Below are 16,252 nucleotides of genomic sequence, written 5' to 3'. Positions count from 1 at the left end.
GCAGCAGCCATTGCTTGACCTCACCTTTCAGCCACTATATATAGCGGGGCCTCGACGGCTCTGACGTCTTTTTTCTCGCATTAGGAATTTTCCGATCCATGGGCAAATCGCTGGTCATTGTGGAATCCCCGGCTAAGGCCAAGACCATCAACAAGTACCTGGGCAACCAGTACGTGGTGAAGTCGAGTATCGGCCATATCCGAGACCTGCCCACCAGCGGTTCGGCTAGCGCCTCCAAAGAGCCTGCTGCCAAGCGCGGCAAGGCCGTGGCCGAAGCGCCCGTCCTGTCGCCCAAGGAAAAGGCCAAGCGCCAGCTCGTGGCGCGCATGGGTGTCGATCCGGATCACGGCTGGAAGGCCAAGTACGAAATCCTTCCCGGCAAAGAGAAGGTGATCGACGAATTGCGCCGCCTGGCCAAAGACGCCGACACCATCTATCTCGCGACGGACTTGGACCGCGAAGGGGAAGCCATTGCCTGGCACCTGCGCGAAGCCATCGGCGGCGACGATTCGCGCTACAAGCGTGTGGTCTTCAACGAGATCACCAAAAAAGCCATTCAGGAAGCCTTCTCGAAGCCGGGCGAGCTCGATATCGACCGCGTGAATGCGCAGCAGGCACGCCGTTTCCTCGACCGCGTCGTCGGTTACATGGTGTCGCCGCTGCTGTGGCAGAAGATCGCTCGCGGTCTGTCGGCCGGCCGTGTGCAGTCCGTGGCAGTGAAGCTGGTGGTGGAGCGCGAGCGTGAAATCCGTGCGTTCAACCCGGAAGAGTACTGGGAGATCCACGCAGACCTCGGCACCGCCAAGGGCGCCAACGTTCGCTTCGAAGTCGCTCGCGAGAAAGGCGAAGCCTTCAAGCCGCTGAATGAAGCGACCGCCATGGCGGCGCTGGAGAAGCTCAAGGCCTCGGCCTACAGCATCAGCAAGCGTGAGGACAAACCGACCAGCAGCAAGCCGTCGGCGCCCTTCATCACGTCCACGCTGCAACAGGCTGCGAGCAACCGCCTGGGCTACGGCGTGAAGAAAACCATGATGATGGCCCAGCGTCTGTACGAAGCCGGTTACATCACCTACATGCGTACGGACTCGACCAACCTGTCGGCTGACGCTGTGGCCATGGCCCGCACCTACATCGAAACCGAGTTCGGCAAGAAGTACCTGCCGGAATCGCCGATTGTCTACAGCAGCAAGGAAGGCGCGCAAGAGGCTCACGAAGCGATTCGTCCCTCCGACGTCAACACGCACCCGAGCAAGCTGACCGGCATGGAGCGCGACGCCGAGCGTCTGTACGAGCTGATCTGGCGCCAGTTCGTGGCCTGCCAGATGCCGCCTGCGCAATACCTGTCGACCACTGTCAGCGTCGCGGCCGGCGATTTCGAGCTGCGCGCCAAGGGCCGCATTCTGAAGTTCGACGGCTACACCCGCGTGCTGCCGCAAATGAGCAAGCCGGGCGATGATGACGTACTGCCGGACATGGCCCAGGGCGACAAGCTGAAGCTGATCAAGCTCGACCCGAGCCAGCATTTCACCAAGCCGCCTGCGCGTTACTCGGAAGCGAGCCTGGTCAAGGAAATGGAAAAACGCGGCATCGGTCGTCCATCGACCTATGCGGCGATCATTTCGACGATTCAGGACCGTGGTTACGTGGCCCTGCACAACCGTCGTTTCTATTCCGAAAAGATGGGCGATATCGTCACCGAGCGTTTGTCCGAAAGCTTTTCGAACCTGATGGACTACGGCTTCACCGCCGGCATGGAAGAAAACCTCGACGACGTGGCCCACGGGCAGCGGGACTGGAAGAACGTCCTCGACGAGTTCTACGGTGACTTCAAGAAGAAACTCGAAGTGGCCGAAGCACCCGACAGCGGCATGCGCGCCAACCAGCCGGTGATGACTGACATCCCGTGCAAGGTCTGCGGCCGCCCGATGCAGATTCGTACCGCGTCCACCGGCGTGTTCCTCGGTTGCTCGGGCTACAGCCTGCCGCCGAAAGAGCGCTGCAAGGCCACGGTCAACCTCACGCCGGGCGACGAAATCGCCGACGACGATGAGGGTGAGTCCGAATCCCGCGTACTGCGTGGCAAACATCGCTGCCCGATCTGCAGCACCGCGATGGATGCGTATCTGCTGGATGAGAAGCACAAGCTGCACATCTGCGGCAACAACCCGGATTGCTCGGGTTACGAGATCGAAGAGGGCACGTACCGCATCAAGGGCTACGAAGGCCCGAGCGTCGAGTGCGACAAGTGCGGCGGTGAAATGCAGCTCAAGACCGGCCGTTTCGGCAAGTTCTTTGGCTGCACCAACTGCAAGAACACCCGTAAGCTGCTGAGAAGCGGTGAAGCCGCACCGCCGAAGATGGACCCGGTTAAGATGCCGGAGCTCAAGTGCGACAAGGTCGACGACACCTACATCCTGCGCGACGGTGCTTCCGGGTTGTTCCTGGCGGCCAGCCAGTTCCCGAAAAACCGCGAGACCCGTGCACCCCTGGTCATGGAAATTGCGCCGCACAAGGACGAGATCGATCCGAAGTATCACTTCTTGTGCGAAGCGCCGAAGAAGGACCCCGATGGTCGTCCGGCAGTGATCCGCTACAGCCGCAAATCCAAGGAGCAGTACGTGCAGACCGAAGTGGAGGGCAAGCCTACTGGCTGGCGTGCTTTTTACGACGGCGGCAAGTGGAAGGTCGAGGACAAGCGTTGATCGTTTGATCTCGATCCGACTGGTCAGCCCCGACGCTTTGCGTTAAAAGAATCCCTCGGCGTGCTCTTGCGCTCCGAGGGATTTTTTTGTCTGCGGTTGACCGGCCGCAGGCGCGTTGCGATTCACTCATCTCTACAGAGGCCGCTGTCATGGCTCACGAACTCTATACCCGCACCAATCAGAAGATTTTCTTTGCAGGTCTTGCCCTGGAAGCGATGGCCAAGGCCAGAGACAGTCACGCCATGAACGCCCAAGGGCTTGAGCAGGCCGAGCGTGAGTCCGCGATCTTTCATTTGTATGGTGCGTTGCTGGGGCTGTGCCATGAAATCGCCGGCTACTACCGGCTGCCGCAGGCCAGTACGCCGCGTGCCGAGGACCTGCTGTCACCGAAGGTACTGGAAGCCATCGCCATTCCGGAAATGGGCGAATTGGTCGAGCTCGCCCACAACCGCGAAACGTGGCTGGCGCAGTTGCTGGCTTCGTACCGTGCGCTGTTTATGCCGCCCAGCGCGCCGCGCAAGCCGAAAGGCGATGTCACGCAGCCTTTGATCATTTCAGTGGGCGCCGAAGAAGAGCCTGAGCAGCCATTGACGCGGGAAGAGATGGAGAGCTGGCGTCAGCAGATCAAAAGCCTGGCCATCCGGTTCAGAGAAGGCCTGAGCGAGTGCTGATACGGAGTGATCGATGGACTAGGGGCTGAGTCGTCTGGCTGTTACAATGCCGGCCTTTCGTGGAGAACTGCTCTGATGCCAACTTCGTTTCTGGAAATTGTTGAACTGCCTGACGGCCGCATCGAACTGCGCCGCGCTGAAGACGAAGGGTCCCTCGTCACGCTGAATTTCTCCGAAGACGCCAAGGCGTTTTTGCAGGGTCAACACGTTGAAGTCGCCAAGGCGATGCTCAGCGTTGGTGTGCAGATGGCAGGTCGGCTGGCCGAAGGTGAGTTGACCAAGGATGAAGACGGGCCGCGCGTCCTGCATTGATCCTCGGAATCTGCCGGTCGCTCACACGCTATCCCGCTTCTCGATCCTCAAGAAGCGCCTACATGCTCTAAATACCCTGAATAGTGCTGCCGACGTGATCAGCCCAGCCGAATGTTGAGGCTCTGCGCGTCGCCGATACGTGCTGCGCTTGCCAGTTGCTGGCGCGCATTGCCCGAGATCGGATTAATCCAGCTGACCACCGTATGGCTGCGGCCCAGGCGCAAGACTTCACGGGTCAGTTCCAGCGCACTCTGGGTTCCTCGCGGGTGCATCAGAATAATACGTTCCCGATTCAAACCGGCGTCACGCAGCCAAGCCTGGGTCACACTGGCAGGCGGTGCCACCAGCGTCAGCCAGCGATCATTGGTGTCTTGGCTCAGCTCACGCAGAATCGGCGCCAGCAAGTTGAGGCAGTTCCCGGCAGCGCCGCGCAAAGACAGTTCACTGAAGACTTCCGGCTCGTTGCTCCAGGGCGACTCTGCAATCTCTGCCAGCGTCGGGACCTGCAGCAGCGGGACGTCGAGCATGGGCAGGCCGGGCGCCATGAATGCTTCGAACAGTGGCAGTTGTGCATGTTGTTGCGGTGTCTGTGGGAGCTGCATCTACGTTCTCCTTATCGACGTATCACGCCGACGCTCAAGCCTTCAATGACAAGATCCTGATCTTTGAGATTCACTTCGATCGGTGCGAAGTCGGCGTTCTCGGCCAGCAGCCAGACCTTGTTGCCCTCACGCTTGAAGCGTTTGACCGTGACTTCGTCGCCGATTCGCGCCACTACGATCTGGCCGTTGCGCGCTTCGCGGGTGGTGTGGACGGCCAGCAGGTCGCCGTCGAGAATGCCAACGTCTTTCATGCTCATCCCGTGTACCCGCAGCAGGTAATCTGCACTCGGATGAAAGAAGGCCGGGTTGATGGCGAGGGATTCTTCGATGTGTTGCTGGGCCAGGATCGGCGCACCCGCTGCGACGCGGCCAATGATCGGCAGGCCGCTGTCATCGGGTTTGGCTTCGAAGCCGGGAATGCGAATACCGCGGGAAGCGCCCGGGGTCATTTCGATGGCGCCTTTGCGCGCGAGTGCTTTCAAGTGCTCTTCGGCAGCGTTGGGCGATTTGAAGCCCAGCTCCTGAGCGATCTCGGCGCGGGTCGGCGGGTAGCCGTTGTCTTCCAGGCAGCGCTTGATGAAGTCCAGAATCTCGGCTTGGCGTGACGTCAGTTTGATCATGTGCATCGCTCTGGCTTTTTATACAGTGACTGGGATTATATACAGTGCTTGGGTCTTGGCAATGATCCTTTTTGCGACGTCTGTAATCACCCCGTGCCATGAATGGCTACAGGCCCCGGTTTGTATGGTTAAATGCCCGTGACTGACCGGACGGAAAGCGACGCTCAGGGTTGACAGTGCCGTGTATGAAACGTATGTTTCAAACACGTGTTTGTCAGGCGTTGAACCATGGCTCAGTCGGAAACAGTTGAACGAATTCTCGATGCAGCGGAGCAGCTGTTTGCCGAGAAGGGTTTTGCCGAAACCTCGTTGCGGCTCATCACCAGCAAGGCGTCAGTCAATCTGGCAGCGGTGAACTACCACTTCGGTTCAAAGAAGGCCCTCATCCAGGCGGTATTCTCCCGCTTCCTCGGGCCGTTCTGCGTCAGTCTCGACCGCGAGCTGGAACGCCGTCAGGCCAAGCCTGAACACAAACCCACCCTTGAAGAGTTGCTGGAAATCCTCGTCGAACAAGCGCTGGTGGTTCAGCCGCGCAGCAACAACGACCTGTCCATCTTCATGCGCCTGCTGGGCCTCGCGTTCAGTCAGAGCCAAGGCCACTTGCGTCGTTACCTCGAAGACATGTACGGCAAGGTGTTCCGTCGTTACATGCTACTGGTCAATGAGGCCGCACCGCGCATTCCCCCCATCGAGCTGTTCTGGCGGGTCCACTTCATGCTGGGCGCTGCCGCGTTCAGCATGTCCGGTATCAAGGCACTGCGGGCCATCGCCGAGACCGATTTCGGCGTCAACACGTCCATCGAGCAGGTCATGCGCCTCATGGTGCCGTTCCTGGCGGCCGGCATGCGTGCCGAATCGGGCGTCACCGACAACGCCATGCTTAACGCGCAACTGCGCCCCCGGACCAAAACCCCTACACCGGTGTCTGCCAAGGTCTGAGGCCCGTTACCGGCTGGCGGTGGCGGAATTTGCATCACATCCTTCGATCCCTCACCATGCCGGCCTGAGCATTGGTAGTTGAAGGATCTTCCTATGAGTTCTGGCCTGCAAGGCTCCCTGATGGTGGATGTCGCCGGTACCTGGCTGACCTCCGAAGACCGTCAGTTTCTGCGTCAGCCCGAAGTGGGCGGCCTGATCATTTTCGCGCGCAACATCGAAAGTCCACGGCAGGTCCGTGAACTCTGCGCGTCCATTCGTGCCATTCGTCCCGAATTGCTGCTCGCTGTCGATCAAGAGGGCGGACGGGTACAGCGCCTGCGCCAGGGGTTTGTGCGACTGCCGCCGATGCGCGCCATTGCCGCTCATCCGGATGCCGACAGCCTCGCCGAGCATTGCGGCTGGCTGATGGCAACCGAAGTGCTGGCGGTGGGGCTGGACCTCAGCTTTGCGCCGGTGCTGGATCTGGACTATCAACGCAGTGCGGTGGTCGGCACCCGGTCGTTCGAAGGCGACCCCGAGCGGGCTGCCATGCTGGCGGGCGCTTTTATCCGTGGCATGAACGCGGCGGGCATGGCCGCCACGGGCAAGCATTTTCCCGGGCATGGCTGGGCCGAGGCTGACTCTCACGTGGCCATCCCCCATGACGAGCGCAGTCTGGAAACCATCCGCGCCAATGACCTGGTGCCCTTTCAGCGCTTGAGCAAACACCTGGCCGCAGTCATGCCTGCCCACGTGATCTATCCCCAGGTCGATTCGCAACCGGCGGGCTTTTCCCGCCGCTGGCTGCAGGACATCCTGCGTGGCGAGCTGGGCTTCGATGGCGTGATCTTCAGCGATGACCTGTCGATGGCCGGCGCCCATGTTGTCGGTGATGCTGCCAGCCGCATCGAGGCGGCGCTTACTGCAGGCTGTGACATGGGATTGGTCTGCAACGACCGGGCGGCGGCTGAGCTCGCGTTGAGCGCGGCGCAGCGCTTGAAGGTTTCGGCTCCTGCGGCGCGACTTGACCGGATGCGCGGCCAGGGCATGGCGTCCACCGAATACCGGCAGCACCCCCGCTGGCTGGCGGCGCTGACCGCCCTGCGCGCAGCTCAATTGATCGAATAAGGAATAACCCATGACTGTTTATGCGATTATCGGCGGCACCGGCCTGACCCAGCTCGAAGGGCTGACGATTCGTCAGTCCCTGTCAGTGAATACCCCGTACGGCGCGCCGTCGGGCGATATCCATCTGGGCGAATACGCCGGCCGCGAGGTGATGTTTCTGGCGCGTCACGGGCACCCGCACCGCTTTCCGCCGCACAAGGTCAACTACCGCGCCAACATCTGGGCCCTGAAGCAGGCCGGGGCCGAGGCGATTCTGGCGGTCAACGCCGTGGGCGGGATTCACCCTGACATGGGCACCGGCCATTTCTGCGTGCCCCATGATCTGGTGGACTACACCAGCGGTCGCGAACATACGTTCTTTGCCGATGACCTGGAGCACGTGACCCACATCGATTTCAGTTTCCCCTACAGCGCGCCACTGCGGGCTCGACTGATTGCAGCACTGGCCGCTGAAGGGTGCGCCCATAGCGACTTCGGCGTGTACGCCTGCACCCAGGGCCCGCGCCTGGAATCCGTGGCCGAGATCGCGCGTCTGGAGCGCGACGGCTGTGACATCGTCGGCATGACCGGCATGCCGGAAGCGGCCCTGGCCCGTGAGCTCGAACTGGAATACGCCTGCCTGGCGCTGGTGGTGAATCCGGCCGCCGGCAAGTCGGCAGCGGTCATTACGATGGCGGAAATCGAGCAGGCGCTGCACGACGGGATTGGCAAGGTCAAGGCCACACTGGCAAGGGTGCTCAGCGCCGCCTGAAGCAGGCTGTCGTCGGGATGGACAGGATTTTTTTTAGAAAGCTGGCTAGGCCGGAGAGGGCAATAAAGTCAACGCCATTTCGTTGAAAAAGTTGTCCACGGAAAGCGTGAATATCTCTGTGGATAAGTTTCTGTAAGCCTGTAGTTGCAAGGCTTTAGCTGCAATGGTCGTTTAATGATCAGGTTTGCTAATGGCGTCGATGGGGCGAGTTAATCGTCAGAATTCTCTTCGGATCAGGCCTGGACTCAGCGGGTTAACGCGGGGGAGGGATGGGGCGACGTTATGCCCGGCAGGACGACGACAATGACGCCCTGCCAAGGCAGATTCCCGTAGGGGGCAATCAGGTGGTTCAGCGAACAGGTTAGCGGGTAAGAAGTCCTGATCAGCTGATCAGGACTCGGCCCACTCAACATCGGTCAAACCCAGTTGCTCGGCTTTTGGCTTGGTCACTTTAGGGACTCGGTCCGAGCGGTATTTTGGAATCTGACCGAACCCGGCATCCACCGAGGCCCAGTGCCAGGCCGATGCGTTGTCCATGGCTTCGGCGCTGATGTAAAAGCTTTTGTAACTGCCGTGCAGCAGATAATCGATTCTGAAATGCTTGTACTGTGCCACGCTTGCAAACCTCCCTATCAGTCACTCTCTTTGTAACTGAGTCGTCACCGCCGGGAAAATTCACTCGAAATTACCGTTCTAAGCCAAACGGTTAGCTTTAGTACAGAACGGTGAGCGAACCGTCGGCCACCCTCACAAATGGATGGCAAACCCCCGGTGTTGAGCGGTTTCAGCGGCGCCATGGCGGCATGAAGCAGGACGCGATGCGGCGGGGACGACGATGAAAGCCGTCCTGCCGCACCGTTTTTACACTCAAATGGTTACTTGTTCAGGAATTTGAACACAGTGGTCTGAGTGTAAGACTTGCCCGGGTCCAGGCGAGTGGAAGGGAAGGCTGGCTGATTGGGCGAGTCCGGGTAGTGCTGGGTTTCCAGGGTGAATGCGCCCCAGTGCGGGTAGATCTTGCCGCCTTTGCCTTTGACGGTGCCGTCGAGGAAGTTGCCCGTGTATAGCTGAACGCCGGGCTCGGTGGTGAATAGCTGCAAACGGCGACCGGACTTCGGATCGACCACGTCCGCTGCCATATTCGACAGCTTGCCCTTGGTGTCGAGCACCCAGTTGTGGTCGTAGCCGCCCTGCGTGGCTTCGGCGAACTTGAGCTGCACGTTGTCTTCACGGATGCGCTTGCCGAAGGCGACAGGCTTGAGGAAGTCCAGCGGTGTGCCCGCCACAGGCGCCAGCTCACCCGTCGGGATCAGCGTCTCGTTCACCGGCGTATAGCGTGCTGCGTGCACCACGGCCACCTGGTCGAGGATGTCACCGTTGCCAGCGCCGGCCAGGTTGAAGTAGCTGTGGTTGGTAAGGTTGAGCACGGTCGGCTTGTCAGTTGTGGCGTGGTACTGAATGCGCAACTCGTTCTTGTCGTTCAGGCTGTAGGTGACTTCGGTTTTCAACGTCCCGGGGAAACCCATCTCGCCATCGACGGAGACATAGGTCAGCTTCACCCCGACCGAGCCTTTGTCCTTGACCTCTTCTGCCTTCCAGATCTGCTTGTCGAAGCCTTTCGGGCCGCCATGCAGGGAATTGGTCTTGTCGTTCAGCGGCACCTGATAGCTCTTGCCATCCAGGGAGAACTTGCCGCCGGCCAGGCGATTGCCGAAGCGGCCGATGGTGGCGCCGAAAAACGCGGTGCCTTTGACGTAGCCGTCCACGTCATCGAAGCCCAGGACCACGTCTTCAGCCTTGCCGTGCTTGTCCGGTACCAGCAGCGACTGCAGCGTGCCGCCGTAAGTGATCACGGTCGCCTGCATGCCCTGGCTGTTGCGCAGGGTGTATTTCTCGACCGGGGTGCCATCGGCGAGTTTGCCGAACGCACCGTGTTCGGTGGTCAGTCCGGCGGCGTGCACTTGCAGGGCGGCGGCCATCAGCGACAGGCCTAGGGCAGGTATGAGCGTCTTTCTCATTGCGTTGATCCTTTCTTCTTATGGGAGGTAGTTATGAGCATGTTGCTGTGGACGTTGTCGCAGGTACCGCTCAGGGCAGCACCCTTGTTGCGCGGGATGCTGCAGCCCGTCGCCACCGAAGAAGGCGCAGCGACGGCTGATTGGTCATACTATTTGAGCCGGTCGGCCCTGATATTTCGAGTTATAGATCAAAAGCACTCGCTTTAAAAATAAATTGTAATACTATTTGGCGAAAGGCCGTGTCGGTTACGACCCGGGAAGGTCTAGCCCAGGATTGCCCGTCTGTACAGGCGTTTGACTCCTAATCGTATGATCATTAGCCTCGATTTGCGGAACACAACGCAGACAGGGGCGGATCAATGAGCAGCAGTTTTCACGCGTCGACGGTAGACCGTCTGGGAGCCTGGATTGCTCAAGGCAATGTAACGCCGGGCCAGTCGCTGAAGGTTGAAGCGGCATTGGGTGAAGAATTCGGGGTCAGCCGTACGGTGATTCGCGAAGCCATCAAAACACTGGTGGCCAAAGGGTTGCTGGAGGTCGGGCCCAAAGTGGGTACGCGGGTCATGCCGGTACGCAGCTGGAATCTGTTCGACCCACAAGTGGTGGGCTGGTTGGCGGCCAAAGGCCTGCCCCAGAGTTTTGTGCTGGACCTGCTGGATTTGAGGCGCGCCATAGAACCGATGGCGGTGCGTTGGGCGTGCGAAAGGGCGACACCGGAGCAGATTGCCGGGATTCACGCGGCCTATGCGCGGCTTGCGGCCAGCGTTGCGGACCCGAGTGATTACAACGCTGCGGACCAACGTTTCCATGAAGCGGTGCTGGCGGCGAGTCATAACCAGTTCATCGAGCAGATGTTGCCGGCACTGGGCGCCTTGCTGGCGATCTCGTTCGAAGTGTCGTCGGGGGTGCCCGGAGAGCTCGGCAGGACCTTGCCGCTGCATAAGGATCTGGCGGATGCCATCGCCAACCGGGATTCGGCGCGGGGTGTCTGGGCTTGCATGAGCCTGATTGAAAACGCGGGTGAAGTGATTGCGCGTTCACGGGAACAACCGCTGGCGCGCGAGTCCTGAACAGGCCAGTTTGACGTTCTACAGGTGAGCTTTTTGAGTGGCTCACGGACCTACAATAATAAGCAGGAAATTGTTCATGAAGTGGCTGCCGGTCTGTGACCAGCTTTTCAAATTGGCCGAAGGGCCGTTCTGGGATCATGCCCAGCAGGCGTTGTACTGGGTCGATATCGCCGGCTTCCGTGCGTTGCGCCTGCATGCAGGCACGCTGTCCCACTGGCAATTCAGCGAGCCGGTTTCGGCCTTCATCCCCACCACGCAAGGTGATGCACTGGTCACCCTCGCCAGCGGCGTTCATCGTCTCGACCTTGATTCCCCGTTCCATCAGCCCGTTGTTTCTCTGCTGTGCGCAGCCGACCCTGTGCCGGGCAACCGTGCCAATGAAGCCCGTTGCGACCGGCACGGCAGACTGTGGCTGGGGACGATGCAGAACAACCTGGACGAGCAGGGCGGCAACTTGCCTATCGAGCGTCGCTCGGGCGGGCTTTACCGCGTCGACGGCGATGGCTCGGTCGCTCCTTTGGTCCAGGGTCAGGGCATCGTCAACACCCTGGTCTGGCCGGAAAACGGTTCAGCGGTGCTGACCGCCGACACCCTGGACGGCGTGATCTATCGCTACCCGATCAACGATGATCATTCCCTCGGTGAGCGGGAAGTCTGGGCCCATGAGCATGCTCGCGGCGCACCCGATGGCTCGGCGATGGACGAAGACGGGTTTGTCTGGAACGCCCGCTGGGATGGTGGTTGCCTGATCCGCTTTGCCCCCGATGGCAGCGTTGACCGGATCGTCGAACTGCCGGTCAGTCACCCGACCAGCTGCGTGTTCGGCGGGCCCGACATGACCACTTTATTTGTGACCAGCGCGCGGCCTGCGGAGGGCGCACTGGAGCTGGACGGGTCTGTGATTCAGATGGAAATCGGCGTCAAGGGCATGGCCTCACACCGCTTCGCGGGATGATCCAAACCCTGTGCTCAAGGGGTGTGACACTCGGTTACATAGGCTTCATTGATAATATGATATGACTGTTTTCAGTCGAGCGGCCTGCACTGTTTCCAGCTGTATGCCGCCCCGACACTCACTGCTGAACGCTGTAGCTAGTCAATAAAAATAAGGAGTTAGCTATGTTGAGTCGCCACGGGATTCGTTCCCTGTGCTGTGCTGCTGTTGCCACCGCCATTCTGGGCATGAGCGCCGGTGTATCCGCCGCTGACGCCGAAAAGGTCAAGATCGGTTTTCTGGTCAAGCAGGCTGAAGAGCCCTGGTTCCAGACCGAATGGCAATTCGCCGAAAAGGCCGGTAAAGAACACGGTTTCGAAGTTATCAAAATCGCCGTTCCCGACGGTGAAAAAACCCTCTCTGCCATCGACAGCCTCGCCGCCAACGGCGCCAAAGGGTTTGTCATCTGCCCGCCTGATGTTTCCCTCGGCCCGTCCATCGTCGCCAAAGCCAAGGCCAACGGCTTGAAAGTCATGGCCGTCGATGACCGTTTCGTCGATGCCAAAGGCAAGTTCATGGAAGACGTGCCGTACCTGGGCATGGCCGCGTTCGAAGTCGGCCAGAAACAGGGCGCGGCCATGGCCGACGAAGCGAAGAATCGCAAGTGGGACTTGAAAGAAACCTACGCGATCATCAACACCTACAACGAGCTGGACACCGGCAAGAAACGCACCGACGGTTCGGTGGATGCGTTGAAGAAAGCCGGTCTGCCTGAGGATCACATCCTCTTCGCACCACAGAAGACCCTCGACGTGCCGGGCAGCATGGATTCCACCGGCGCTGCCCTGCCCAAGCTTCCAAGCGGGGCGAAAAACCTCATTGTCGGCGGCATGAACGACAACACCGTTCTGGGTGGCGTGCGCGCCACGGCGGGGGCAGGTTTCGCACCGGCCAACGTGATCGGCATCGGTATCAATGGCACTGACGCCATCGATGAACTGAAGAAGAAGGAAAGCGGCTTCTTCGGGTCGATGCTGCCAAGCCCTGACAAAGAGGGCTATAACACTGCGCTGATGGTGTACGAGTGGGTCACCACCGGCAAAGAACCGCCTAAATACACCGCCATGGATGACGTGACCCTGATTCATCGCGGCAACTTCAAGGACGTGCTGACCCCGCTCGGTTTGTACAAGTAAGCGCGGCAGTCGAGTCGGGACGCCTGGCAATCAGGCGGATATCTGCGAGGCCTCGCTCCACCCGACAAGGGTGGGGCGGGGTGGAGGTGGTTCATGCAACAGGCATCGGTTCAGCAACAGATCCAGCACGGCGGCAGCCTGCGCTTCAACGGGATCGGTAAAACCTTCCCCGGCGTGAAGGCGCTGTCGGACATCAATTTCGAAGCTCGGCCAGGCAGCGTTCACGCGCTGATGGGCGAGAACGGCGCGGGTAAATCGACGCTGCTGAAGATTCTCGGCGGCTCGTACCAGCCCAACAGCGGCGATCTGCAGATCGGCGATCAGCACCTGGCGTTTAAATCCACTGCCGACAGCATCGCGGCCGGCGTGGCGGTGATTCATCAGGAACTGCATCTGGTCCCGGAAATGTCGGTGGCGGAAAACCTGCTGCTTGGTCACATGCCCAATCGCTGGGGCATGATCAACCGTCGGGCGATGGTCCGCCGCGCGCGGGAACTGCTCAAAGGCCTGGCCGACGAGATCGACCCGAACACGCGCCTGGGTGATCTGTCCCTGGGTCAACGGCAACTGGTGGAAATCGCCAAGGCCATGTCGCGCAATGCCCACGTCATCGCGTTCGACGAACCCACCAGCAGCCTGTCGGCGCGGGAGATCGATCGTCTGATGGCGATCATCACCCGGCTGCGTGATGAAGGCCGGGTCATTCTTTACGTTTCCCACCGGATGGAAGAAATCTTCCGCGTCTGCGACGCCGTCACCGTGTTCAAAGACGGCCGCTTCGTGCGCACCTTCGAGGACATGGCCGATCTGGACCATGACCGCCTGGTGACCTGCATGGTCGGGCGCGATATTCAGGACATCTATAACTATCGGCCGCGTCAGCACCAGGGGCCGAGCCTGCGGGTGACCGGCCTGATGGGCCCGGGCTTGCAGGAGCCCGCCAGTTTTGCCGTGGAGAAGGGCGAGATCCTCGGCTTCTTTGGGCTGGTCGGTGCCGGTCGGACCGAGATGTTTCGCATGTTGTCGGGGCTGACGCGCAGTCAGGCCGGGACCTTGCAGCTGGAAGGCAAGCCGCTGAACCTGCGTTCACCCCGTGACGCCATCGACGCCGGCATTCTGCTGTGTCCGGAAGACCGCAAGAAAGAAGGCATCGTGCCGCTCTCCAGTGTCGCCGAGAACATCAACATCGGCGCGCGGCCTCGGCACCTCAGCCTGGGTTGCCTGATCCAGGGGCGCTGGGAGCGGGACAACGCCCGGCACCAGATCAAATCAATGAACGTCAAGACGCCTTTCCCCGAGCAGCAGATGCTGTTCCTGTCGGGTGGCAATCAGCAGAAGGCCATTCTGGGCCGCTGGCTGTCGATGCCAATGAAGGTGCTGCTGCTGGACGAGCCCACCCGCGGCATCGACATCGGCGCGAAATCCGAGATCTATCAGATCATCCATAACCTGGCTGCCGATGGCATCGCGGTCATCGTGGTCTCCAGCGACCTGATGGAGGTGATGGGCATTTCCGATCGCATTCTGGTCATGAGTGAAGGCGCCATCACCGGCGAATTGTCCCGGGAAGAGGCTAATGAACAGCGTCTTCTGCAACTGGCATTGCCGCGTACGCGCGGTTGAACCTGGCTATGAAAACTGGCTATGAAAAATAAGAACGAGGTGCGTATGTCTACCGAATCCAGCCTGACGGCTCCCCGCCAAGGCATGAACTTGCGTCGATTCGTCGACGACTGGGCCATGCTCATGGCCGCCCTGGGCATCTTTGTGCTCTGTGCGCTGCTGATCGACAACTTCATGTCGCCGCTGAACATGCGCGGCCTGGGCCTGGCGATCTCCACGGTCGGCATCGCCGCCTGCACCATGCTCTACTGCCTGGCGTCCGGGCATTTCGACCTGTCGGTCGGTTCGGTGCTGGCATGCTCCGGGGTCATTGCCGGGATCGTCATTCGCGACACCGACAGCGTGTTTCTCGGCGTATCGGCGGCGCTGGCCATGGGCTTGCTGGTCGGGCTGATCAACGGCATCGTCATCGCCAAGCTGCGCATCAACGCGCTGATCACCACCCTGGCGACCATGCAGATTGTGCGAGGGCTGGCCTATATCTTCTCCAACGGTAAAGCCGTGGGCGTGGGCGACGAGGCCTTCTTCGTGTTCGGTAACGGTCAGCTGTTCGGTGTGCCGGTGCCGATTCTGATCACCATCGTCTGCTTTATATTCTTCGGCTGGCTGCTGAACTACACCACCTACGGCCGCAATACCCTGGCCATCGGCGGCAACCAGGAAGCGGCGTTGCTCGCAGGCGTTCACGTCGACCGGACCAAGATCATCATCTTCGCCGTGCACGGTTTGATTGGTGCGCTGGCCGGTGTGGTGCTGGCCTCGCGCATGACCTCAGGTCAGCCAATGATCGGCCAGGGTTTCGAGCTGACGGTGATTTCCGCGTGCGTACTGGGCGGGGTTTCCCTCAGTGGCGGCATCGGCATGATTCGTCATGTCATCGCCGGGGTGCTGATTCTGGCGATTATCGAGAACGCCATGAACCTGAAGAACATCGACACCTTTTACCAGTACGTGATTCGCGGCACGATCCTGCTCCTGGCGGTGATCATCGACCGGTTGAAGCGTCGCTGATTCGGAGTTTTCAGGCGTGCGCTGTGTGGGGAGAGGCCCTCCCACACAGCGCAAGCCTGCTACCAAGCCGCCTTACACCAGCTTCGAAGTCTCGAAGATCAACTTCATCGTCGCCTGGGCCAGCGACTGCGCTTCAACCCGTATCGTCTCCAGCTGCACTTTGGCCTCGTTGAACCGGGCGTCGTGATTGCGCACCTCGATGAGTTGCGTCAGTTGCAACGAGGCGTCGATGAGGCCATAGAGGTTACGGTGCAGCTGGTGGGTGACTTTGGTCAGATGCGGGTAGACGTCCGGCTTCCCCTCAGGATCAATCACAGCCGCCATATTCATGGCGTCCGCAGAAGATCGGTTGCCGCTCAGGACGTAGTTGAGGTCGACACCGGCTTGCGCAATGCGAAGCAGATAATCGGCCTTGGGTGATCGAGTGCCGTTCTCGTAATTGCCCTGAGCGTTCGTCTCGACGCCACCGATCGCTCCCAATGCGCTCTGTGACAGCTTCAGTCTGGTGCGTTCCTGCCTGAGTCTCAGGCCTATGCCATTCATGTGATCAACTCCATTTGACGATCCCTGACGTTAAGCAGCTGATTGCGAATTCATGAATCGACTCGGCGCGAGAGTGAGCAGATCAACGCAAACGGGTGCGGTTGAAGAGGTTTAACCAACTCATGCCGGGCAGACAATACAACCATCTGGTTG

The 16,252-nt window shown here is 60.2% G+C and carries 16 protein-coding genes; 11 read left to right on the top strand and 5 right to left on the bottom strand.

Features of this window, described 5'->3' with window-relative positions; genetic code table 11:
- Positions 1-98: 98 nt before the first annotated feature.
- From topA to QWI18_RS20210, 3 genes are all read left to right on the top strand, one after another.
- On the top strand, positions 99-2,702 hold the full coding sequence (gene topA, locus QWI18_RS20220) for a type I DNA topoisomerase (protein ID WP_369319694.1): 2,604 nt from the start codon (positions 99-101) through the stop codon (positions 2,700-2,702).
- Positions 2,703-2,851: 149 nt separating this feature from the next.
- Positions 2,852-3,373, top strand: a complete 522-nt coding sequence (locus tag QWI18_RS20215) for a DUF6586 family protein (RefSeq protein WP_369319693.1) — start codon at positions 2,852-2,854, stop codon at positions 3,371-3,373.
- Positions 3,374-3,448: 75 nt separating this feature from the next.
- Complete coding sequence (locus QWI18_RS20210) at positions 3,449-3,685, top strand: hypothetical protein (RefSeq protein WP_065988573.1); 237 nt, start codon at positions 3,449-3,451, stop codon at positions 3,683-3,685.
- A 98-nt stretch (positions 3,686-3,783) separates the two neighbouring features.
- Here the strand turns inward: QWI18_RS20210 and sulA are convergent, their stop codons facing one another.
- On the bottom strand, positions 3,784-4,287 hold the full coding sequence (gene sulA / locus QWI18_RS20205) for an SOS-induced cell division inhibitor SulA (protein ID WP_065988572.1): 504 nt from the start codon (positions 4,285-4,287) through the stop codon (positions 3,784-3,786).
- 11 nt (positions 4,288-4,298) lie between these two features.
- Positions 4,299-4,907, bottom strand: coding sequence for a transcriptional repressor LexA (lexA, locus tag QWI18_RS20200; protein ID WP_065988571.1), 609 nt, complete (start codon positions 4,905-4,907; stop codon positions 4,299-4,301).
- Positions 4,908-5,135: 228 nt separating this feature from the next.
- Between lexA and QWI18_RS20195 the strand changes: the two genes are divergently transcribed.
- The 3 genes from QWI18_RS20195 to QWI18_RS20185 all read left to right on the top strand — a co-directional run bounded on the left by QWI18_RS20195 (position 5,136) and on the right by QWI18_RS20185 (position 7,704).
- Entirely contained in the window at positions 5,136-5,846 is a 711-nt protein-coding gene (locus QWI18_RS20195) for a TetR family transcriptional regulator (RefSeq protein WP_369319692.1), read from the top strand.
- Between the two features lie 105 nt (positions 5,847-5,951).
- On the top strand, positions 5,952-6,953 hold the full coding sequence (gene nagZ / locus QWI18_RS20190) for a beta-N-acetylhexosaminidase (protein ID WP_369319702.1): 1,002 nt from the start codon (positions 5,952-5,954) through the stop codon (positions 6,951-6,953).
- 10 nt (positions 6,954-6,963) lie between these two features.
- Positions 6,964-7,704, top strand: coding sequence for an S-methyl-5'-thioinosine phosphorylase (locus tag QWI18_RS20185; protein WP_369319691.1), 741 nt, complete (start codon positions 6,964-6,966; stop codon positions 7,702-7,704).
- 390 nt (positions 7,705-8,094) lie between these two features.
- Here the strand turns inward: QWI18_RS20185 and QWI18_RS20180 are convergent, their stop codons facing one another.
- Both QWI18_RS20180 and QWI18_RS20175 read right to left on the bottom strand, forming a co-directional pair.
- Positions 8,095-8,319, bottom strand: coding sequence for a DUF6555 family protein (locus QWI18_RS20180; RefSeq protein ID WP_037011182.1), 225 nt, complete (start codon positions 8,317-8,319; stop codon positions 8,095-8,097).
- 260 nt (positions 8,320-8,579) lie between these two features.
- A complete protein-coding gene (locus QWI18_RS20175) occupies positions 8,580-9,722 on the bottom strand; it encodes an aldose epimerase family protein (RefSeq protein ID WP_369319690.1) in 1,143 nt (380 codons plus the stop codon).
- A gap of 359 nt (positions 9,723-10,081) precedes the next feature.
- Between QWI18_RS20175 and QWI18_RS20170 the strand changes: the two genes are divergently transcribed.
- From QWI18_RS20170 to araH, 5 genes are all read left to right on the top strand, one after another.
- Positions 10,082-10,792, top strand: a complete 711-nt coding sequence (locus QWI18_RS20170) for a FadR/GntR family transcriptional regulator (protein WP_192130186.1) — start codon at positions 10,082-10,084, stop codon at positions 10,790-10,792.
- A gap of 76 nt (positions 10,793-10,868) precedes the next feature.
- Complete coding sequence (locus QWI18_RS20165; protein ID WP_369319689.1) at positions 10,869-11,747, top strand: SMP-30/gluconolactonase/LRE family protein; 879 nt, start codon at positions 10,869-10,871, stop codon at positions 11,745-11,747.
- Between the two features lie 164 nt (positions 11,748-11,911).
- Positions 11,912-12,922, top strand: coding sequence for a substrate-binding domain-containing protein (locus tag QWI18_RS20160; RefSeq protein WP_369319688.1), 1,011 nt, complete (start codon positions 11,912-11,914; stop codon positions 12,920-12,922).
- A 93-nt stretch (positions 12,923-13,015) separates the two neighbouring features.
- Entirely contained in the window at positions 13,016-14,545 is a 1,530-nt protein-coding gene (gene araG / locus QWI18_RS20155; RefSeq protein WP_369319687.1) for an L-arabinose ABC transporter ATP-binding protein AraG, read from the top strand.
- Between the two features lie 45 nt (positions 14,546-14,590).
- Positions 14,591-15,556: an L-arabinose ABC transporter permease AraH gene (gene araH, locus QWI18_RS20150; RefSeq protein WP_065988753.1), complete on the top strand. Its 966-nt coding sequence runs from the start codon at positions 14,591-14,593 to the stop codon at positions 15,554-15,556.
- Between the two features lie 72 nt (positions 15,557-15,628).
- Here araH and QWI18_RS20145 read toward each other — a convergent pair whose 3' ends face one another.
- Positions 15,629-16,099: a helix-turn-helix domain-containing protein gene (locus tag QWI18_RS20145; RefSeq protein WP_369319686.1), complete on the bottom strand. Its 471-nt coding sequence runs from the start codon at positions 16,097-16,099 to the stop codon at positions 15,629-15,631.
- Between the last annotated feature and the right edge of the window lie 153 nt (positions 16,100-16,252).

Origin of the sequence: Pseudomonas sp. W2Oct36, from assembly GCF_041060465.1 — a bacterium.
In the GTDB taxonomy this organism is placed as follows: Bacteria; Pseudomonadota; Gammaproteobacteria; order Pseudomonadales; family Pseudomonadaceae; genus Aquipseudomonas; species Aquipseudomonas graminis_B.
This window is presented reverse-complemented; position numbering and strand designations above follow the sequence as displayed.